This window comes from Amycolatopsis coloradensis, assembly GCF_001953865.1.
Taxonomy (GTDB): Bacteria; Actinomycetota; Actinomycetes; order Mycobacteriales; family Pseudonocardiaceae; genus Amycolatopsis; species Amycolatopsis coloradensis.
Genome location: NZ_MQUQ01000015.1, coordinates 145703 through 165110 on the forward strand (window position 1 = coordinate 145703; position 19408 = coordinate 165110).

General features: G+C 67.6%; 16 protein-coding genes. 10 read left to right on the forward strand and 6 right to left on the reverse strand.

Going from position 1 to position 19408, the window contains the following annotated elements; translation table 11 throughout:
• Nucleotides 1–10 precede the first annotated feature (10 nt).
• A complete protein-coding gene (locus tag BS329_RS26220; protein WP_076163917.1) occupies nt 11–1396 on the forward strand; it encodes an amidase in 1386 nt (461 codons plus the stop codon).
• A gap of 64 nt (nt 1397–1460) precedes the next feature.
• Here BS329_RS26220 and BS329_RS26225 read toward each other — a convergent pair whose 3' ends face one another.
• From BS329_RS26225 to BS329_RS26240, 4 genes are all read right to left on the reverse strand, one after another.
• Nucleotides 1461–2132: a DUF4276 family protein gene (locus BS329_RS26225; RefSeq protein WP_076163918.1), complete on the reverse strand. Its 672-nt coding sequence runs from the start codon at nt 2130–2132 to the stop codon at nt 1461–1463.
• Nucleotides 2129–3250 carry an AAA family ATPase gene (locus tag BS329_RS26230; protein WP_076163919.1) on the reverse strand — a complete coding sequence of 374 codons (1122 nt, stop codon included), beginning with the start codon at nt 3248–3250 and terminating at the stop codon, nt 2129–2131. Before BS329_RS26230 ends, BS329_RS26225 begins: the two co-directional genes overlap by 4 nt.
• A 76-nt stretch (nt 3251–3326) precedes the next feature.
• The gene (locus BS329_RS26235) at nt 3327–4181 is read right to left on the reverse strand and encodes an HpcH/HpaI aldolase/citrate lyase family protein (protein WP_076163920.1); all 855 of its coding nucleotides are present in this window, start codon (nt 4179–4181) and stop codon (nt 3327–3329) included.
• Entirely contained in the window at nt 4178–5248 is a 1071-nt protein-coding gene (locus BS329_RS26240) for an HpcH/HpaI aldolase/citrate lyase family protein (RefSeq protein WP_076163921.1), read from the reverse strand. The genes BS329_RS26235 and BS329_RS26240 overlap by 4 nt, the downstream gene beginning before the upstream one ends.
• Before the next feature lie 118 nt (nt 5249–5366).
• Between BS329_RS26240 and BS329_RS26245 the strand changes: the two genes are divergently transcribed.
• The 6 genes from BS329_RS26245 to BS329_RS26270 all read left to right on the forward strand — a co-directional run bounded on the left by BS329_RS26245 (nt 5367) and on the right by BS329_RS26270 (nt 12995).
• Complete coding sequence (locus BS329_RS26245) at nt 5367–7571, forward strand: serine/threonine-protein kinase (protein WP_076163922.1); 2205 nt, start codon at nt 5367–5369, stop codon at nt 7569–7571.
• Nucleotides 7562–9826: a serine/threonine-protein kinase gene (locus BS329_RS26250; RefSeq protein WP_244197298.1), complete on the forward strand. Its 2265-nt coding sequence runs from the start codon at nt 7562–7564 to the stop codon at nt 9824–9826. Before BS329_RS26245 ends, BS329_RS26250 begins: the two co-directional genes overlap by 10 nt.
• Before the next feature lie 365 nt (nt 9827–10191).
• A complete protein-coding gene (locus BS329_RS26255) occupies nt 10192–10842 on the forward strand; it encodes a hypothetical protein (protein WP_076163924.1) in 651 nt (216 codons plus the stop codon).
• 19 nt (nt 10843–10861) lie between these two features.
• Complete coding sequence (locus tag BS329_RS26260) at nt 10862–11512, forward strand: NAD(P)H-binding protein (protein ID WP_076163925.1); 651 nt, start codon at nt 10862–10864, stop codon at nt 11510–11512.
• A gap of 66 nt (nt 11513–11578) precedes the next feature.
• Nucleotides 11579–12034: a hypothetical protein gene (locus tag BS329_RS26265; RefSeq protein WP_143253205.1), complete on the forward strand. Its 456-nt coding sequence runs from the start codon at nt 11579–11581 to the stop codon at nt 12032–12034.
• On the forward strand, nt 12000–12995 hold the full coding sequence (locus BS329_RS26270) for a ribose-phosphate diphosphokinase (protein WP_076163927.1): 996 nt from the start codon (nt 12000–12002) through the stop codon (nt 12993–12995). Before BS329_RS26265 ends, BS329_RS26270 begins: the two co-directional genes overlap by 35 nt.
• Here BS329_RS26270 and BS329_RS26275 read toward each other — a convergent pair.
• Entirely contained in the window at nt 12992–14296 is a 1305-nt protein-coding gene (locus tag BS329_RS26275; protein ID WP_076163928.1) for a D-arabinono-1,4-lactone oxidase, read from the reverse strand. The genes BS329_RS26270 and BS329_RS26275 overlap by 4 nt on opposite strands.
• A gap of 86 nt (nt 14297–14382) precedes the next feature.
• Here BS329_RS26275 and BS329_RS26280 point away from each other — a divergent pair, with 86 nt between their 5' ends.
• Complete coding sequence (locus BS329_RS26280) at nt 14383–15567, forward strand: amino acid deaminase/aldolase (RefSeq protein WP_076164418.1); 1185 nt, start codon at nt 14383–14385, stop codon at nt 15565–15567.
• Nucleotides 15568–16008: 441 nt separating this feature from the next.
• Here the strand turns inward: BS329_RS26280 and BS329_RS26285 are convergent, their stop codons facing one another.
• A complete protein-coding gene (locus BS329_RS26285) occupies nt 16009–16653 on the reverse strand; it encodes a TetR/AcrR family transcriptional regulator (protein ID WP_076163929.1) in 645 nt (214 codons plus the stop codon).
• A 125-nt stretch (nt 16654–16778) separates the two neighbouring features.
• Here BS329_RS26285 and BS329_RS26290 point away from each other — a divergent pair, with 125 nt between their 5' ends.
• A complete protein-coding gene (locus BS329_RS26290) occupies nt 16779–18101 on the forward strand; it encodes a GH1 family beta-glucosidase (protein ID WP_076163930.1) in 1323 nt (440 codons plus the stop codon).
• On the forward strand, nt 18094–19350 hold the full coding sequence (locus tag BS329_RS26295) for an MFS transporter (protein WP_076163931.1): 1257 nt from the start codon (nt 18094–18096) through the stop codon (nt 19348–19350). The genes BS329_RS26290 and BS329_RS26295 overlap by 8 nt, the downstream gene beginning before the upstream one ends.
• Nucleotides 19351–19408: the final 58 nt, after the last annotated feature.

Here is a 19408-nt window from a genome sequence, read left to right on the forward strand (position 1 = left end):
GGAGGACCCTGTGCCGGAGTTGCCCGATCTGACCGCCGTCGAACTGATCGCCCAGTACCGAGCGAGAACGTTGTCGCCGGTCGAAGTCACCGAAGCGGTTCTCGCCCGCGTCGAGGCGCGTGAACCCGAACTGCACGCGCTGTACGCGTACGACCCGAGTGGCGCGCGTGAAGACGCGAAGGCGTCCGAAAGCCGCTGGCACGCTGGGGAACCGCTCGGCCCGATCGACGGCGTTCCGTTGACCCTCAAGGAGAACATCGCGACCCGCGGCACGCCGGTGCCCCTCGGTACGGCCGCGACCGCGCTCGTTCCCGCGCCCGAAGACGCCCCGGCGGGCGCTCGCGTGCGGGAGTCCGGCGGGGTCCTGCTCGGCAAGACGACCATGCCGGACTACGGGATGCTGACGTCCGGTCTGTCGAGCTTCCACCCCCCGTCACGGAATCCGTGGGACACCACGCGCACGCCCGGTGGCTCCAGCGCGGGCGCCGGTTCGGCGGCCGCCGCCGGTTACGGCCCGCTGCACGTCGGCACCGACATCGGCGGCTCGATCCGGCTGCCGGCGGGCTGGTGCGGCCTGGTCGGGCTGAAACCGAGTTTCGGCCGGGTGCCGGTGGACCCGCCGTTCCTCGGGCGGGTCGCCGGGCCGATGACGAGGACCGTGGCCGACACCGCGCTGCTGATGAGCGTTCTGTCCGGTGTGGACGGTCGCGACCACCTCTCGCTGCCGCCCGAGTCGCTCGACTGGACGTCGCTTTCGGCCCAGGTCGAGGGCCTGCGGATCGGACTGCACCTCGACCCGGGCGTCGGGCTCCCGGTCTCGCCCGACATCCGCACGGCGGTCACTGAGGCCGCACGGGCCTTCGAAGCCGCGGGCGCCGTCGTCGAACCGGTGGATCCGTTCCTGCGCCGCGAAATGCTCGATGGGCTCGACACCTTCTGGCGCGTCCGTGCCTGGTCGGACATGTCGATGCTGCCCGAAGACCGCCGCGCGAAGGTCCTGCCGTACATCGCCGACTGGGCCGCCGGCGGCGGCGACGTCAGCGGTGTCGACGCCTACCGCGGCTTCGCGCAGATCGACGCCATCGCCGTCGCGACTTTGCGCGTGACCGAACGCTTCGACGTCGTCCTGTCGCCGACCTGCCCGGTCTCGGCCCCGCCCGCGGAGTGGCCTTCGCCGACCAACGACCCGCGCCGCCCGTTCGAGCACATCGCGTTCACCTTGCCGTACAACATGTCCGGCCAGCCCGCGGTCTCGATCAACTGCGGCTACACGAGCGACGACCAGCCCATCGGCCTCCAGCTCAGCGGCCGCCGCTTCGCCGACCTAGACGTCCTACGCGCCGCTGCCGCCTACGAAACCCTTCGCCCCCCTTCGCGCCCCTGGCCCTGCCCCTAACGCAATTCGTCCTCTAGTTGCGGTAGTTGCACGCGCAACCACCGCAACTAGAGGACGAAACGCGTCAGGCCCTGGAGCCGAGTTCGGCGAGCCAGGCGGCGAAATGGGGGCATTGGGCAGCCAGCCCTTCGATGCCAAGGTCCGCTATGGCCAAGGGGCCGTCGTTGGTCTTCGAATAGCTGGCACAGTAGCGAGCGAGTCGTTTCGAGGGCGCGGTGTTCGGGCCGTCGTTCACCAGCTCTGGGCCGCCCGCGCCCTCTACGTCCTTCAGGAGTCGCTCCGTGAGGCCACTGCCGGAAAACAGCCAGCCGAGCTGCTCGGCGGCGGCGAAGACCCAGGTCTCGAGTTCATGCAAGATCAGGTGAGGAACGAAGCGCGTATCGGAAATCGCCGAAACGAGAGCCTTCTCCACATGTTCTACCCGCTCGTAAACGGAGGATGAAGGCCTGTTTCCCATGCCGGGGCTATCGCGAGGGAAACCGTAGTAGTCGAACAGGATGGTGAGGGTGTGGATGTCGCTGTTCCTCAGCAATAGCCTGATTTCGTGCTCAAGCTTGGCCCAGCTGCTCACGCCGCCATGACTGGCAGGTCCGGCGGTGGGCCTCTTGGTCGTCACGATCGATTTCGTGATCGTCCACCCTCGGTCTTGCAGATAGGGTTCCAGGACGTTGTTGACCACAGTTTCCTCGGTCTGCCCCTCGACCAGGAGATGTAGATGTCGATACTCGGCTGTCATCCGCGACTGTTATCCTCCCGGGTAGGGCGCCCGCCCAGCAAGTTCTTCTCCCATAGCTCGCCAAGCGAGTAGTCGGCAAGCCAGTCTTCCAGGGCGGAGAGATCCGGCCGAGTGAAATCGGATTCTCCCGACTTGCGTTCGACCACTATCAGGTCGTCGACTTCGAACTGGTTCATGAGAGTCACGGACTGGGTGGCGATGAGAACCTGGCTGCGCCGTGACGCCTGACGCAGCAGATCGGCCAGCTGAACGATCGCGAACGGGTGCAGTCCGAGTTCCGGTTCATCCAGCACCACAAGACCTGGCAGCTCTGGCTGCAGCAAAAGCGTTACCAGGCAGACGAACCGTAGTGTGCCATCCGACATCTGGTTGGCTGAAAAGACCGCATCGGATTCTTTTTGCTGCCAACGCAAAATAATTCGCTCGTTGTTGTCGGGCTTGAGGACGAAATCTCGGAAGAATGGCGCTACAAGACGGATAGCGCCGACTATCCTGCGGTAAGCAGAGCGCTCGGCAGGATCTCCAGTTCGCTGTAAGCGGTACAGATAAGCGGCGAGATTTCCGGCGTCGTTTCGCAGGCTTATGTCGTCCGCCGTTGAGACAAGGCGTTTGACCGGTGCGTCGGCACTGGTGTCATGAAAGTGGTAGACCTTGCAGCCTCGGAGGAGGTGGGTGAAGCGTGATGCGATCCCTCCCGGGGCCCGATCAACCTCGTCCGGTAGCCGTGTTTCTCGATGCCCGCGCCCAAGCGGCTGAACGTAGGGCTGGAAGTTCTCCCCTGCTCGGGAGTACAGGATTTCTGCTTCGAAGACCAGTTCGTCGCTGGTGGCCGGGACTAGAGCGGCTTCATATGAGCTGGTCTCGGCCTCCAGACGAAGATGTATCCGGGGTGCTGGTCCGCCGACGTTCAGCAGCGCTGAAGCCCCGCCGTTGAGCCCGACGAACAAGCCCAGCTCGCCTTCGACGATCCGGCCGAGTAGCTCGAGCGCGTGGACGAAGTTGCTTTTTCCCGCGCCGTTCGCTCCGATCAGCACGTTCATCGCGCCCAGGTCGACGCGCGCCGAACGGATCGAGGTGAAACCCTCGATTTCGATCGACGTAAGCCGGTGTTGGGTCATGCGTACAGCTTAGGCAGGCGTCCATATGAGTTGCCTACTTGAACACGCAACCACCGCAACTAGAGGACGAAACGCGTCAGGTGCCGATCGCTTCCGCCAGCGCCAGGATCCGCCGCGCGTTGTCCACGTGCAGGTTCTCGATCATCCGCCCGTCCACGGTCACCACGCCCTGCCCGGCCGCCCGCGCCTCCTCGAACGCCGAGATGATCTTGCGCGACCGCTCGATCTCCTCCTCCGACGGCGCGAAGATCCGGTTGCACGGCTCCAGCTGGGCCGGGTGGATCAGCGTCTTGCCGTCGAAGCCGAACTGGCGCCCTTGCAGGCACTCCGCCTCGAAGCCTTCGAGGTCCTGCACGTCGTTGTAGACGCCGTCGAGGATCACCTTGCCGGTCGCCCGCGCGGCCAGCAGCGCCAGCGAAAGCCCGCCCAGCAGCGGCGCGCGGCCGGGGACGAACTCGGCGTGCAGTTCCTTCGCCAGGTCGTTCGTGCCCATGACCAGCACGGTCAGCCGCTCGGACGCCGACGCGATCTCCTCGGCGTGCAGCATCGCGACCGGGGTTTCGACCATCGCCCAGATCTTCGTGTGGTCGGGCGCGCCGCCGAGTTCCAGCGCGCGCTCGATGTTGTGCACCTCGGCGGCGGAGTTCACCTTCGGCACCACGATCGCGGCCGGACCCGCCTGCGCGGCGGCCCGGAGGTCGGCGTCGTGCCATTCGGTGTCGAGGCCGTTGACGCGGATGGTCACCTCGCGCTCGCCGTACTCCTTCGACGACGCGGCGGCGCAGACCCGCTCACGAGCGGCTTCCTTCGCGTCGGGCGCGACGGCGTCTTCGAGGTCGAGGATGAGCGCGTCGGCGTCGAGCGTCTTCGCCTTTTCCAGCGCTCTTTCGTTCGCACCGGGCATGTAGAGGACGGAACGTCGGGGATTCATGCTTGAGCCTCCTGAGTGGCCGCGTCGTAGGCGGCGGCGAGTTCGGGGTCGTCGGCGGCCAGCGCGTCGGCGAGTTCGGCGACCACCCGGCACTGTTTCACCGAGGCGTCGTCCTGCATCTTCCCGTCGATCATCACGGCGCCGGTGCCGTCACCCATCGCGGCGATCACGCGCCGCGCCCACGCGACGTCTTCGGGCGAGGGCGAGAACACCTTCTTGGCGATGTCGATCTGCACCGGGTGCAGGCTCCACGCACCCACGCAACCGAGCAGGAACGCGTTGCGGAACTGGTCCTCGCAGGCCACGACGTCGCGGATGTCGCCGAACGGCCCGTAGTACGGCAGGATCCCGTTCGCCGCACAGGCGTCGACCATCCGCGCGACGGTGTAGTGCCAGAGGTCCTGCTGATACGTCGTGCGTCCCTCGTTCAGGTCGTCGCCGATCGGGTCCGTGCGCACGAGGTAACCGGGGTGTCCGCCACCCACCCGGGTGGTCTTCATCCGGCGGCTCGCGGCGAGGTCGGCCGGGCCGAGTGAGATGCCCTGCATCCGGGGGCTCGCGCCGGCGATCTCCTCGACGTTCGCGACGCCGCCGGCGGTTTCCAGGATCGCGTGCACCAGCAGCGGTTTCGTCAGGCCCGCCCGCGCTTCGAGCTGCGCGAGCAGCCTGTCGACGTAGTGGATGTCCTGCGCGCCTTCGACCTTCGGCACCATGATCACGTCGAGTTTGTCGCCGATCTCGGTGACCAGCGTGATCAGGTCGTCGAGCACCCACGGCGAGTCGAGGCTGTTGACGCGGGTCCACAGCTGCGTCTTGCCGAAGTCGTTCGCCTTGGCGATGGTGACGAGCCCGCTCCGCGCGGCCTCTTTGCGGTCCGCGCGCACCGCGTCTTCGAGGTTCCCGAGCAGGACGTCGACCTTCTTGGCGAGATCCGGCACTTTGGCGGCCATCTTCTCGTTGCCGGGATCGAAAAAGTGGATCATCCGCGAAGGAGGCACGGGGATCTGGCGGAGCGGTTCCGGCGCCCCAACCGCGAGCGGGGCGAAGAAATCCTTCGGCGAACGCATCGTTCCTCCATCGCAACGGGCTAAGTGACCGACGAGTAACCCTAAACCCGGAAGGCGGGGAACCGCTGCGGCGCAGCTCACCTCCAAGGGGACACGATCGGGAATCGCGGAGGAATCTGTGGACGACTGGGCCTTGCCGGGTTTCACCGAGATGGGGTCGCTCGGCGAGGGCGGGTTCGGGCGTGTCGTGCTGGCGCGGCACGAGGAATCCGCCCAGGTCGTGGCCATCAAATACCTGTACACACGGTTCGCGGCGGACCCACGGCGGCTGGCCGAATTCCGCTACGAGGCGCAGATCCTGAGCCGCGTTTCGGGACCGCACATCGCCCGTCTGCACCAGTTCGTGGAAACCCCACAGGGTGCCGCCATCATCATGGAAGCGGTTCACGGAATCTCCCTGAAAGAGATCCTCGGCCGCCAGGAGAAGCTCGAACCCGAAGCCGCGCTGGCCATCCTCAAGGGCTCGCTGCTCGGCCTCGCCGGCGCGCACGCCGCGGGCACCGTCCACCGCGACTACAAACCGGCCAACGTCCTGGTCACCCGGGAGGGGCAAAGCAAGCTCGTCGACTTCGGCATCGCCGTGCTCGCCGGGCAGACCGGTGTCGCCGCGGGCACCCCCGCGTACATGGCGCCCGAGCAGTGGTCCGGCGGGATCGCCACCCCCGCGACCGACGTCTACGCCGCGACCTGCGTGTTCTTCCAGTGCGTCGCCGGACACCGGCCGTACGAGGCCGAACGGACCGAAGTGCTGCGCACGCTGCACGAATACGCGCCGATCCCGTTCGGCGAGGTCCCCGAACCGGTCCGTGACCTCATCGCACGCGGCATGGCGAAGGACGTCGCCCAGCGGCCGTCGGGCGCGGCCGAGTTCGTCGCCGAACTGGAGTCGTCCGCGCGGAAGGCGTACGGCGACGACTGGGAGCGCAACGGCTGGCACCGGCTCGCCAAGGGCGCCGGTGTCCTGGTCGCCCTCTCCCCGCTGGCGCTGCTCGGGGCCGGGACGGCCGCCGCGCCGGTCATCGCGGGCGGCGCCGCCGCGACCACTGGCGGCGGGATCGCGCTCGGCCTCAAGGTGACCGCCGCGATCGCCGCCGTCACCGCGGCCGCCGTCGGCACGGTCGTGGTGGTCGACGCCGACAGCGATGACCCGCCGCCACCACCGACGACGACGCTCGCCGCCATGCAGGTCGAGGTCCTCACCCGCGCCGAGAGGCTCGACGGCTTCGACTTCAACGGCAAGTACGTCCGCATCACCGGCCTGAAGGACAAGGCCGTCGAGGAGCGGGTCAACAAGGCACTGATGGCGCCCGTCGACGGCTGGCTCACGAGCGTCTGGTCGCCGGGCAACCCGCCGGAGAAGGAACCCGACGGCGACATCCCGCATATGACCACCAAGGCCGAGGTCCTGCGCCAGGACGACAAGCTGCTCTCGGTCGTCTACGAACGCTCTGTCGACACGGTGCAGCTCGGGAATCACGGCGGCTACGACGTCCTCACCCTCGTGATCGACCTGTCCGGCGGCGACGTGATCTCGACCCCGGACCTGTTCGACGACGTCGACGGCAACGCCGAGCGGATGCTGGCACTGGAAGAGCGGCTTTACGCCTCGGCCAAACCCGGTGAGTGCCTCGCCGAGCCGCCATCGGAGCCGAAGCGTCTTCCCGCCCGGTCGATGTCGGATCGGTACACCGAAGACGCGGCGGTCGTGCAGGCGGCGCCCGCGGCGAGCGGGATGGTCTTCCACCTCAGGGCCTTCGCGCTCGGGTATCCGATGGTCTGCAACCCGACGACGGTCACCGTGCCGTACGACCGGCTGCTCGGCCTGCTGAGTCCCAGGGTCAAGAAGCTGCTCGGCGACACACCGGCACACCGGACCAAAGAGACCGACGTCGGCGCGTTCACCATCACCACGCCGGAAAAGTGGTCGCTGCGCTCCAGCGCGACACCCGAGCGCTCTCTGGTGACCGCCGACCAGTGCGCGGGAGCGCAGTGCGCACACGTTCTCTTCAGTGACAATTCACGGGTCGATCCGTCCACTCCGGCGTATGAACCGGGCAAGCCGTACCACCGCTCGACCGGTCCGCGTCCGTGTCTTTCCCTCGGGGCGCCGGGCGAAACGCAGGGTTCGCCCGTCTTGCGGGTGAATGAGCTGCGGCCGATCGGGACGAGGAAGGCCGCCTACGAGGAATGGCAGCTCACGTGTTCCGGTGGCGGGGTCGTGACCCAGCGGGTGTGGTTCCTGCCGAAAACGCGGCTCGTGGTCGTCGACGAATGGAACACTCCAGGTCTCGACAAGATTCTGGAAGAGGCACGGTGGCACTGACCGATGAGTGGAGACTGCCCGGCTTCACCGAACTCGAACAGCTGGGGGAGGGCACGTTCGGCCGCGTTGTCTTGGCACGCCAGGACAACACCGGCCATCTCGTCGCGATCAAATACCTCTTCTCCCGCTTCGCCGCAGACCCCGCGTACCTGACCGCGTTCCGGCAGGAAGCGCTGGCGCTGCATCGGGTGTCGAGTACGCACGTCGTCCGGCTCTACGAGTTCTTCGAGACACCGCAGGGCGCGGCGATCGTGATGGAGGCGATCAACGGCGTCTCGCTGCGCGCGGTACTTCAGGCCGAAGGCGCCCTCGAACCCGAAGCCGCGCTCGCGGTGCTGAAGGGTTCACTGCTCGGGCTGGCCGCGGCGCACTCCGTCGGCGTCGTCCACCGCGACTACAAACCGGGCAACGTCCTCGTCGCCGACACCGGCGAGAGCAAGCTGGTCGACTTCGGCACGGCGGTCCTGGCCGGTGAGCTGGGCCCGGCGGTCGGCACCCCGGCGTACATGGCGCCCGAGCAATGGGCGGGTGGACAGGCCACTCCCGCCACCGACGTCTACGCCGCGACCTGCGTGTTCTTCCAGTGTGTCGCCGGGCACCGGCCCTATCAGGCCGACGACACCGAAGTGCTCCGCACGCTGCACGAACACGCACCCATCCCGTTCGGCGAAGCGCCCGGGCCGGTGCACGAGATCGTCGCACTGGGGATGGCGAAGGACCCGTCGAAACGACCGGTCGACGCGCTCAGGTTCGTCGGCGAACTGGAACGCGTCGCCCGTGCGGGTTACGGCGAAGATTGGGAACGCAAGGGCTGGTCACGGCTGGCGAAGGCGACGGGCCTGCTCGCCGCGGTGACGCCGTTGGCCCTGCTCGGCGCGGGTACGGCGGCCGCGCCGGGGGTCGCCGCCGGGACGGGCGCGGTGGCCGCGTCGACCGGCGGGATCGCGGCCGGGCTGAAGATCGCCATCGGTGTCGTCGCGGCGACGGCCGCGGTGGTCGGCTCGGTGGTCGTCTTCTCCGACGCGAGCACCCCGCCGGAGTCGCCGCCGACGACTCAGCAGGCCGTCGCGCTCAAGGTCGACATGAAGAACCGCACCGGCACCGTTCCCGGAACGAACCTCGCCTACACCGGGGACTACCCGGAGGTGGCCGGGTCCACCGACCAAGCCTGGCTGAAGCGGGTCAACGACGCCCTGACCGCGCCGATCGACGAGTGGAACCGCAAGACCGGTCCCGGCGCCGCCAAGCTGGAGCCGGAACGCGGGCCGTACACCCTGATCACGAAGGCCGAGGTGCGGACGCAGAACGAGCGGTACCTCTCGGTGCGTTATTCGCACGATCTCGCGAACAAACCGCATCCGACCTGGAGCTACGGCCGCGCCACGGTGACCATCGACCTGAAGGAGGGCAAGGCCCTCACCCCCGCGGAGCTGTTCGCCCCCGGGAAGTTCACCGACGACGGCCTGCGGATCCTCTCCGAACGGATCTGGCCCGATCGGGAGCAGTGCGGACCCGTCAGCACCACCTTCCCGTACCGGCCCATCAAGGCGGCGGACCTCACCGACGAGCGGAAGGTGTGGCTCGCGTTCACACCGGCGGCCGTCGAGGTCACCGTCAACATGACCGATCTCGGCTTTTCCACCGCCTGCGCCGTCCAGGACTACTCGTTGCCCTACGACAAGGTGGCCGAACTCCTGAACCCGGACCTCGTCGCGGGCATGACCGGCGGAAAGCCGCTGAAGCCGACCTCGGCCGCGCCTCCCGCGCAAGGGCTCACCGACGTCACGGTCGGCGCGCTGACCCTGCACCTGCCGCCGGGCTGGACGGCGGTGCCGCAGGGACTCGAGAAGGTGATCGTCGATTCGAGCTGCCCGGATCCGAAGAAGTACTTCAACTGCCGCTACTTCCTCGTGACCGACAACACGAAGGAATCCGCGGAGCAGCCGACCTATCGGCCGGGCGAGCTGTACCGGCGCAGCGCGGGCGGCCGTGCCTGCAACGCCGCCGGCCGCAAGGACCTCCGCCAAGAGGGTGACGCGACCAAGACGATTTCCACCACCGCACCGATCGGCACCGCGACGGCGACCTACGAGGAGTGGATCGTCAACTGTGTTCCTCGTGGACAGACGGGTGGCAGCGGCGAGGCACAGGTGACCCAGCGGATCTGGTTCGTTGCGGACAGGCAAATCGTGGTGATGGACGAGTGGCGGACACCGGGCGTCGATGAACTCCTTCGCACCGCGACCGTCTCATGACCTCGACCTGCGAAGCCCCTCGGAGAACGTCCACAGTGGAACGACTGGGCACTGGGCCGAACGGACCAGCGCCCGGCTTCCTTTGCCGCACCTGTGTTCGGTGGCGGGCAGTCCATACCCGTGACCGTTCGGAGACACCGGGTAACACCACTTACCTCGCTCTCACTCGGTTGGCGGCACGGTCGGACTGAAGTCGAACGACCGCCTACCGACCGGTCACCGATGACAAGGCGCCGTCGATCGCAGCCACTCGCCTTGTCCGGCGCCCCCGCGTCCCCGCCCTGTTAGACAGGTCATGTGCCGCTTCCTCCGAGGCGGCACGGGATGAAGAGCCTTAGGGAAACCAGGTTCGAAGGAGGCGGAACGTGGCGGCTACACCGAACATGGAGAGCTCGACGGTCGCCGGTGGCGCGAAGCGCAGCCGGTCACTGCCGAGCCGGGTGGTGCCGCCGATCGAACTGCCCGCGAGCGTCGAGGAGCTTTCACGCAAGGCAGCGGCCCTGCTCGGCTGGAACGGCATCGTGTTGCCGGAGACCACCGTGCTCGGCCGGAAGATCTGCGTGGTCGCCCGGCTCCGTACCGACGTGCACGCGGAGCGCATCGCGATGGGCATGGGTCCCGTCGTTGATCGCGCCACCGTCGACACCTGGACATGGCCAGAGCTGGCCGCGACCGCACCCGCGCCGGCCGCCGAGATCATCGGCGTCCTCGCGGTCGCCCGGCACTGGCGCACCGCGATGGCCTCAGCGGTCCCGTTCGCACGCTACGGCGAGGCCGCGATGGTGCTCCCATCGCCCGCCGTACTGACGGAGGACTACGTCGGCAACTGCCTCCCGCGTGCCCGCGCCTACGGGCTCGGCATCGTCGCCGCCGACCCCAACGCGGTCACCGACCTCGACCTCGAGGGCCACAACGAGCGCATGATCCTGGACGAGGACCCGGTCTCGCGCCTGGTCAACGAGATCGTCTATGACCAGCTGCTGCGCGCCACCGAGGCCCCTGCCGAAGTCGAGTAGAACCACTACTCTCGCGAATATGCGAGTAGTCATTGCGGGTGGACACGGACAGATCGCGCTGAAGCTGGAGAAACTCCTCGCCGCGCGCGGTGATCAGGCGGTGGGGATCGTGCGCAACCCCGATCACGTCGCCGACCTCGAGGCGATCGGCGCCGAAGCCGCCGTCCTCGACCTGGAAAAGTCCGATGTGGACGCCGTCGCCAAGGTGCTCGACGGCGCCGACGCCGCGGTCTTCGCCGCCGGAGCCGGGCCGGGCAGCGGCGCGGCTCGTAAGGACACTGTGGACAGGGCCGCCGCGGAACTCTTCGCGGCGGCCTCCGAACAGGCGGGCGTGCGGCGGCACATCCAGGTCGGTTCCATGGGAGCGGACAAAGCGGAGACCGCCGAAGTACCGGACGATTTCCGGATCTATCTCAAGGCCAAGAAGGCGGCCGAGGACGATCTGCGCGCCCGCGATCTCGAATGGACGATCCTGCGGCCGGGGCAGCTCACCGACGACGACGGCACCGGCGAGATCCGGATCGCGGAAGCGACCGGACGAGGGCCGATCCCGCGCCAGGACGTCGCCGCGCTTCTGGTCGCGCTGCTCGACGATCCGTCCACGGCGGGACGCGTCCTCGAAGCGATCTCGGGTGACACTCCTATCTCTCAGGCTGTTTCCGCGCTCTGAACCGGATGAGCCGCGCCGCGCGTTTGTCAGGGGGTAAGGGAAGATCGCGTTGTGGAGGCCGTTCAGATGACCGACCCTGATAGTTGGTTCCAGAGAATGGAGCGGCGGAAGTCCGAGGACAAACGGCTGCTGGCGGAGTGGGCACGAGCGAACGGTGATCGCGAGCTGAGGCATGCCCGAGAGTTCGTCGAGCATGTTCGCCGGGACATCGGCGTGAACGGTGTCATCACCGCGGTGGACGTCAAACCGGACAAGGGCGGTCTCGAAGTCGTGGCCGCCTACTATCTGGAGCCCGATCCGGCGGATGCGCTGCCGAGCCCGGTTTCGGCAGCGACACCGCCGCCGGTCCCCGTGGCGACACAGTCGTCAGCCGGTGGAGACCAGGTGCGGCCACCGGGCGAGTCCGTGATTCCACGCTTGTCCACCGTATCGGCCCCGGTCACCGGTTCCTCAGCTCTCGAGGGCACCCGCGTGGCGGCGGCTCAGGATGCGAGTGTCATTCCACTACGAGCCCCTGAGTGAACGGAGTAGGTCCTTGCGCGAGGACATCGCGGTTTTCAGCGGTAGCGCACATCCCGAGCTCGCCGAAGAGATCTGTACCCATCTCGGTGTTCCGCTGCGTCCCGTGCGGGTGCAGCGGTTCGCCAACGACTGCCTCGAAGTCCAGCTCGAGGCGAACTGCCGTGAGCGCGACGTCTTCCTGATCCAGCCGCTGGTGCGGCCGGTGCAGGAGCACCTCGTCGAACTGCTGCTGATGCTGGACGCCGCGCGGGGTGCTTCGGCGAAGCGGATCACCGTCGTCATGCCGCACTACTCGTACGCCCGGTCGGACAAGAAGGACGCGCCACGGATCTCGATCGGCGGCCGTCTCGTCGCCGATCTCATGGCGACCGCCGGCGCCGGTCGAGTCCTCGCGATGACACTGCACTCGCCGCAGGTGCACGGATTCTTCAGCGTCCCGGTCGATCACCTGCACGCGTTGCAGGAGCTGGCCAAGCATTTCCGCCAGTACGACCTCTCCGCGACCACCGTGGTCTCGCCGGACCTCGGCAACGCCAAGGAGGCCGCGCATTTCGCCAGGCTGCTCGGAGTTCAGGTCGCCGCGGGCGCGAAGCAGCGTTTCGCCGACGACAGGGTCGAGATCAGCTCGGTGATCGGTGAGATCACCGGCCGCGACGTGATCGTCCTCGATGACGAGATCGCCAAGGGCAGCACGGTGATCGAACTGCTCTCCAAGTTGCGCGAACTGAAACCGCGTTCGATCCGGGTCGCCTGTACGCACGGCCTCTTCACCAGTGGCGCGCTCGAGCGGATCGGCGGCCAGCCCGACGTGCTCGAAATCGTCTGCACGAACACGGTGCCGATCCCGCCGGAGGAGCAGAGCCCGAAACTGCGGGTCCTGTCGATCGCGCCCGCGCTGGCGGAGGCGATGCGGCGGATCCACAACGGCGAGTCCGTCAGCGCGCTCTTCGAAACCGCCTAAACAGTGCCGAGGACCCGGTCGAGGTACGTGTTCGTGAAGACCCCGGCCGGGTCCACCTCTTTGCGGATCCGCAGGAAATCGTCGAACCGCGGATAGCGCGAGCGGAGGGTCGTCGCGTCGAGGTCGTGCATCTTGCCCCAGTGCGGGCGGCCGCCGACCTCGCCGACGATCGACGCGAATCCGGCGAAGTACTCGCGGTAGGGCATGCCGACGAACTGGTGGATCGCGATGTAGGCGGAGTCGCGGCCGTTCGCGGTGGAGAGCCAGATGTCGTCCGCGGCGGCGACGCGTACTTCGACCGGGAACGCGATCGGGTTCTCCAGTTTCGGCACGAACGCGCGGAGTTCGGCGAAGACGTCGAGCAGTGCTTCGCGGGGGATCGCGAACTCCGACTCGACGAATCGCACGCCGCGATGGGTCACGAAGACGCGATGCGACGTGTCGCTGTACTCGCGGGCGGAGAGGATGTTCGAGGCGAACTTGCCGAGTGGCTGCACGAGTTTCGGCACCGCGCGGCCGAGACGGCACAGCCCGCCGAACGCGACGTTCTCCGTGATCTCGTAGTCGACGAATTCCTTAACCCTGCTCAGTGGCCTGCGTTCGCTGCTCGCCGGGAGCCGGTTGTTGCGCTTGACCAGTGCGTTCTTGCCGTACGGGAACCAGTAGAACTCGAAGTGGTCGTTCTCGTCGGCGAACTGGTCGAAGCCTTCGAGGACCTGTTCGAGTGGCTCCGGCCGCTCCTGAGCGGAGAGCAGGAACGACGGTTCACACTGCAGGGTGACCGTGCTGATGACGCCGAGCGCGCCGAGGCCGACCCTCGCGGCGGCGAAGAGATCGGGGCGTTCGTCCGCCGAACAGGTGACCACGGTGCCGTCGGCGAGAACGAGTTCGAGTGCCGCGATCTGGGTGGCGATTCCGCCGAGCCGGGCGCCGGTGCCGTGGGTGCCGGTGGAGATCGCGCCGGCGACGGTCTGCGCGTCGATGTCGCCGAGGTTGGTCATCGCCAGCCCCAGCGCGTCGAGTTCGGCGTTGAGCTGCTTGAGGGTGGTGCCCGATCGGACCGTGACCAGGCCTTTCTCGACGTCGGCCGACGCGATCCCGGTCCAGCCGGTCAGCTCCATGGCGTCCGAATTCGCCGCGGCGATCGCCGTGAACGAGTGGCCGCTGCCCAGCGGGCGCAGGCGCCGTCCGTCCGCGGCGGACCGGCTGATCGCCTCGGCGATGGCGTCCGTGTCACGCGGCCGGTGAACGCGCAGGGGGGTGGCCGCCGCGGTACCGGCCCAGTTGGTCCACCGAGTCATGCGCCCACCTAACTGTCGTTGTGAGTGCCGAAACAGTAAGTGAATAGTATTCGCGTTTCAAGCCCTTCTGTCGTACCTTAGTGCGGGTGACCAGTGCGACGGTGTACGACTTGGCGACGAAGGATCTGGATCCTCCGTTCGCGATAGTCGACTTGGATGCGTTCGACGCGAACGGCGCCGACCTGCTGCGGCGGGCGGGCGGCAAGCCGATCCGCGTGGTCAGCAAGTCCGTCCGCTGCCGGTATCTGCTGACGCGAGTGCTCGCGCGGCCCGGCTTCGAGGGCCTCATGTGCTATTCGCTCGCCGAGGCCGTCTGGCATGTCGAGCAGGGGACGACCGACGACATCGTGGTCGCGTATCCCACCGCCGACCACGGTGCGCTGCGGCGGCTGGCGGCGAACGACCGCGCGCGGGCGGCGATCTCGATCATGGTCGACTCACCGGAACACCTGGATCTGGTCGATGCCGCGCTGGGGCAGGACCATCCCGAAATCCGGGTCTGTCTCGAACTCGACGCTTCGTGGCGGCCGCTGCCCGGTGTGCACGTCGGCACCCGGCGTTCGCCGGTGTTCAGCCCGCGTCAGGCCGCCGATCTGACGCGAACCATCTTGTCCCGCAAGGGTTTCCGGCTCGTCGGGATGATGGCCTACGAAGGTCAGATCGCCGGGCTCGGCGACGCGGCAGGCAGCGGTGTCCGGAACTCGGTCATCGGCTGGATGCAGCGGAAGTCCATTGTGGAAATCGCGAAGCGCCGCGCGGCCGCTGTTCGCGTCGTGCGGAAACTGGCGGACCTCGAGTTCGTCAACGGCGGTGGCAGCGGCAGCGTCGAATCGACCGGTGCCGAAGCGGCCGTCACCGAAGTCGCCGCGGGCTCCGGCTTGATCGGTCCCACGCTCTTTGACGGCTACGCGCACTTCTCGCCGCGTCCGGCCGCGATGTTCGCGCTCCCCGTCGTCCGGCGCCCGGCACCGAAGGTCGCGACGCTCTTCTCCGGCGGCTACATCGCTTCTGGCCCAACGGAGTCTTCGCGACAGCCGACGCCTTACCTGCCCGAAGGTCTCTCGCTGCTCGGGTTCGAGGGGGCAGGCGAAGTCCAGACCCCCGTCTCCGGCGAAGCCGCCCGCCACCTGCGGCTCGGCGATCGCGTCTGGCTACGCCACGCGAAAGCCGGCGAACTCGCCGAACGCTTCACGCACTACCACGTCGTCCTCGGTGACCGCGTCGACCGGACCGTCCCCACCTACCGAGGCGAGTCCCAAAACTTCGGCTGACCGCGTAACCCCACCCCCCACCCGTCCCAGGGGGGCGCGCCCCGCACCAGCGTATCGGGAGGGGGTGTCGGGGGATCGGGTCGCGAGGGGTGGGAGGCGAGGTTGTCCACAACTGCGGGTGGGTGTGGACAACTTGTGTGGATAACTGGATAACACCAGGTCAGAGTGGGTGAGCGCGTGGCTGGTGGGGGTTGTGTGACTGAGGGGGCTCTGGGTCCGCTCGCCGGTGGACTCGAATGGAGTAAGGGGGATCCATCGGCGGCGGGAAGGCCGCCTTCGGGACGTCGGACGTCCTGAAGGCGGCCTTCAGGACACGCTCGCCAACGCCGAGCCTGGGGCAGCCAGGCACCAATGAGTTCAGTCCATAGTGGACCAACCCGACGCGAACGGGACTTTCGCCGCATTCGACGCGGGCGAAGTCCCCTTCAACCGCCAGAAACCTCAGGCCTCGCCGAACTTGCCCGCCAGGTACCCCTTCACCACCGACTTCGCCTCCGCCACGATCCGCTCGTCCCCGCGCGGGTCGCGACGGAAAGCCAGCTTCAGCAGCGCGTCGGCCGTCTCGTTCGCGATCGTCAGCGCGAACCGGATGTCGTCCAGCGGCGACGAGATCCGCGCCGAAAGGATCTCCGTGAGCGCGTCGACGATGACGGCGTTGTTGTCGCGCGTCTCGTCGAGAAGCTGCCGGTCCACGACGTCACCGAAGTGGACCTTCGAGAACCCGGGGACCTCCCGGTGCATGTCGAGATAGATGTCGAGGATCGAGTCCACGACATCCCACCAGTGTTCGGGTGCGAGGTCGTTCAGGGTTTCGGACACCGAAGCGACGAACCGTTCGAGGTTGCGCTGCGTCAGCGCCTGCACCACGGCCCGCTTGTCGGGGAAGAACTGGTACAGCGAACCGACGGCCACCCCCGCGCGCTTCGCGATCAGCGTGGTCGTCAATGCGTCGTAACCGAGCTCGTCGATCAGCTGGGCGCTGGCGTCGAGCATCTGCTCCACCCGCTTGGCGCTGCGTTGCTGGACGGGTTGCCGCCGGAGCGGAGTTGTCTCCGCCTGCGGTTTCGCGGCCTGGATGTCGGACACTCGGGCTCCTCCTTCGCTGATCTGCGACTTTATCGTGCCGACAGGGTTCCCCACGGTCGAGTGAAGGCATAGTATCTGAGAACTTTTCATGTTCGGCGTGCCTGAAGAGGAAAGGTGTTCAGCCGGTGGAAAATCCGACCTTCCCGTCCGACTTCCTGTGGGGTGTATCGACCTCCGCCTTCCAGATCGAGGGGGCGACCGAAGAGGGCGGCCGAGGACAGTCCATTTGGGACACGTTCACTGAAACGGAGGGGAAGATCGCGCGAGGGGAGGACGCCAAGGTAGCGGCCGATCACTTCCACCGCTACTCCGGCGACATCGCGCTGATGGCCGGACTCGGCGTCGGCGCGTACCGGATGTCCTTCGCCTGGCCGAGAATCCAACCTGACGGCGACGGAAAGCCCAACGCGGAAGGCCTCGCCTTCTACGACGGGCTCATCGACGAGGTCTGCGCCGCCGGAATCGACCCGGTCGGGACGCTCTTTCACTGGGATCTCCCGCAGGCGCTCGAGGACAAGGGTGGCTGGCTCTCCCGTGATACCGCCGAACGGTTCGCGGAGTACGCCGCCATCCTGGGCGAGCGGTTCTCCGATCGGGTGAAAATGTGGATCCCGCTCAACGAGCCCATGGTCATGTCGATCTTCGGCTACGCGATCGGCGAATACGCGCCGGGCAAGACGCTGTTGCTCGACGCGCTGCCCACCGCGCACCACCAGAACCTTGCCCACGGTCTCGCCGTCCAAGCCCTGCGCGCGGCCGGGGCCCGCGGTGTCGGCACGGCCAACAATCATTCGCCGATCTGGCCCGCCTCTGATTCGCCGGAGGACAAGGCCGCAAGCGAATGGATCGACGCCCTCATCAACCGCACCTACGCGGATCCGGTGCTGTTGGGCCGATACCCCGAACAAGTCGTCGAACATCTCCCGAAGCACTTCGCCGAAGACCTGCCCACCATCGCGCAGCCGCTCGACTTCTACGGGGTGAACTACTACGAGCCGCAGGGCGTCGCGGCACCCGGTGAGGGCAACCCGCTGCCCTTCGAGCTTCGCGCGATCGAGGGATATCCCATGACCACCAACGATTCCCCGATCGTCCCGCACGGCCTGCGCGATCTGCTCGTCACCTTCCAGAAGCGCTACCGGGAGCACCTCCCGCCCGTCTACATCACCGAAAACGGGTGCAGTTTCGACGACGTCGTCGCCGAGGACGGGCACGTCCACGACCAGGAGCGCATCGACTTCCTCGACAGTCACTTGGTCGCGGTACGCGAGGCGATGGACGCCGGCGTCGACGTCCGCGGGTACTTCGTCTGGTCGCTGATGGACAACTTCGAATGGTCGAAGGGCTACCAGCCGCGCTTCGGCTTGGTGCACATCGACTACGAGACGCAGAAGCGGACACCGAAGGATTCCTTCGGCTGGTACCGGGAACTGATCCGCCATGAGTGAGGTCAGTGCCTTGCCCGAGGCGCTCGCCGAACCGGTCGCCAGGGTTCGCGCGGGCTGGATGAGCCTGCTGTTCTTCGCGAACATCGCGCTCTGGCTCGGGGTTTACGCGCCCATCCAGGTCCTGCTGCCGAAACAGGCCGAAATCCTGGACGCGGCCACCAAGGAAGCCGTGTTCAGCCTGGTCACCGGGGTCGGCGCGGTCGTCGCGCTGATCGCCAACCCGGCCGTCGGCCTGCTCTCGGACCGCACCTGTTCCGCGCGGGGACGCCGTCATCCGTGGACCGTGGCCGGTGCCGTGGTCGCCGCGGCCGGACTGCTCGTCCTCGCGTTCGCGCCGAACGTCGCGGTCATGGTGCTCGGCTGGTGCCTGGTGCAGGCGGGCCTGAACGGAATGCTCGCGATGCTGGTCTCGGCGATCGCGGACCGGGTGCCCGTGCCCCAGCGCGCGCAGGTCGGCGGGCTCGTCGGCATCGCGCAGATGCTCGGCACCGTGCTCGGCGCGGTGGTGGTCGTGGTGATGCTCGACCTCGCCGGCCTGCCGCTGGGCTACGCCGTATGCGCGGCCATCGTGCTGGCGGGCGCGGCGGCGTTCGTCCTGCGCACGCCCGACGCACGGCTGCCGGTCGCGTACCGGCCGTCGGCCAAGACGCGCGACGTGCTCTCGAACCTGTGGATCTCCCCGCGCAGGCATCCGGACTTCGCCTGGGCGTGGGGCTGCCACTTCATGATCAATCTCGGCAACGCCTTCGGGACGCTGTACCTGCTGTTCTTCCTCAAGGACGCGGTGCACTACGAAGACCCGGACACCGGACTGTTGATCATGATGGGCCTCTACGGTTCCGCCCTCGTCGTCGGCGCGCTCGTCGCCGGGCACTTCTCCGACAAGTCCGGACGGCGCAAGCCTTACGTCCTCGCGGCGGCCGCGGTGATGGCCGTCGCCGCGCTGCTGCTGGTCGTCCGGCAGAACTGGACCGCCGCGCTCGCGGCGTCACCGTTGCTGGGCGTCGGATTCGGTGCGTACATGGCCGTCGCGCTGGCGATGCTGACGCAGGTGCTGCCCACCGCGCAGGACCGGGGGAAGGACCTCGGAGTCATCAACATCGCGAACTCGCTGCCGCAGGTGGTGGCGCCGATGCTGACCGCGCCGATCCTGGCCTGCCTGGGCGGATATCCGAGCCTCTTCGCGGCTTCGGCGCTGTCCACAGTCATCGCCGCGGTGCTGGTCACGCGGGTGAAAACGGTCAGCTGACAAGGGTTGGAGACCGCGGACCGGTGCCGGTCGGGGGAGGGGAGTGCAACGGCACCGG

Coding starts and splice junctions, on each gene's coding strand:
- BS329_RS26230 (WP_076163919.1), bottom strand. CDS start 3,250: ATGACCCAACACCGGCTTACGTCGATCGAAATCGAGGGTTTCACCTCG.
- BS329_RS26240 (WP_076163921.1), bottom strand. CDS start 5,248: ATGCGTTCGCCGAAGGATTTCTTCGCCCCGCTCGCGGTTGGGGCGCCG.
- BS329_RS26295 (WP_076163931.1), top strand. CDS start 18,094: ATGAGTGAGGTCAGTGCCTTGCCCGAGGCGCTCGCCGAACCGGTCGCC.
- BS329_RS26275 (WP_076163928.1), bottom strand. CDS start 14,296: ATGACTCGGTGGACCAACTGGGCCGGTACCGCGGCGGCCACCCCCCTG.
- BS329_RS26260 (WP_076163925.1), top strand. CDS start 10,862: ATGCGAGTAGTCATTGCGGGTGGACACGGACAGATCGCGCTGAAGCTG.
- BS329_RS26270 (WP_076163927.1), top strand. CDS start 12,000: ATGCGAGTGTCATTCCACTACGAGCCCCTGAGTGAACGGAGTAGGTCC.
- BS329_RS26225 (WP_076163918.1), bottom strand. CDS start 2,132: ATGACAGCCGAGTATCGACATCTACATCTCCTGGTCGAGGGGCAGACC.
- BS329_RS26265 (WP_143253205.1), top strand. CDS start 11,579: ATGACCGACCCTGATAGTTGGTTCCAGAGAATGGAGCGGCGGAAGTCC.
- BS329_RS26235 (WP_076163920.1), bottom strand. CDS start 4,181: ATGAATCCCCGACGTTCCGTCCTCTACATGCCCGGTGCGAACGAAAGA.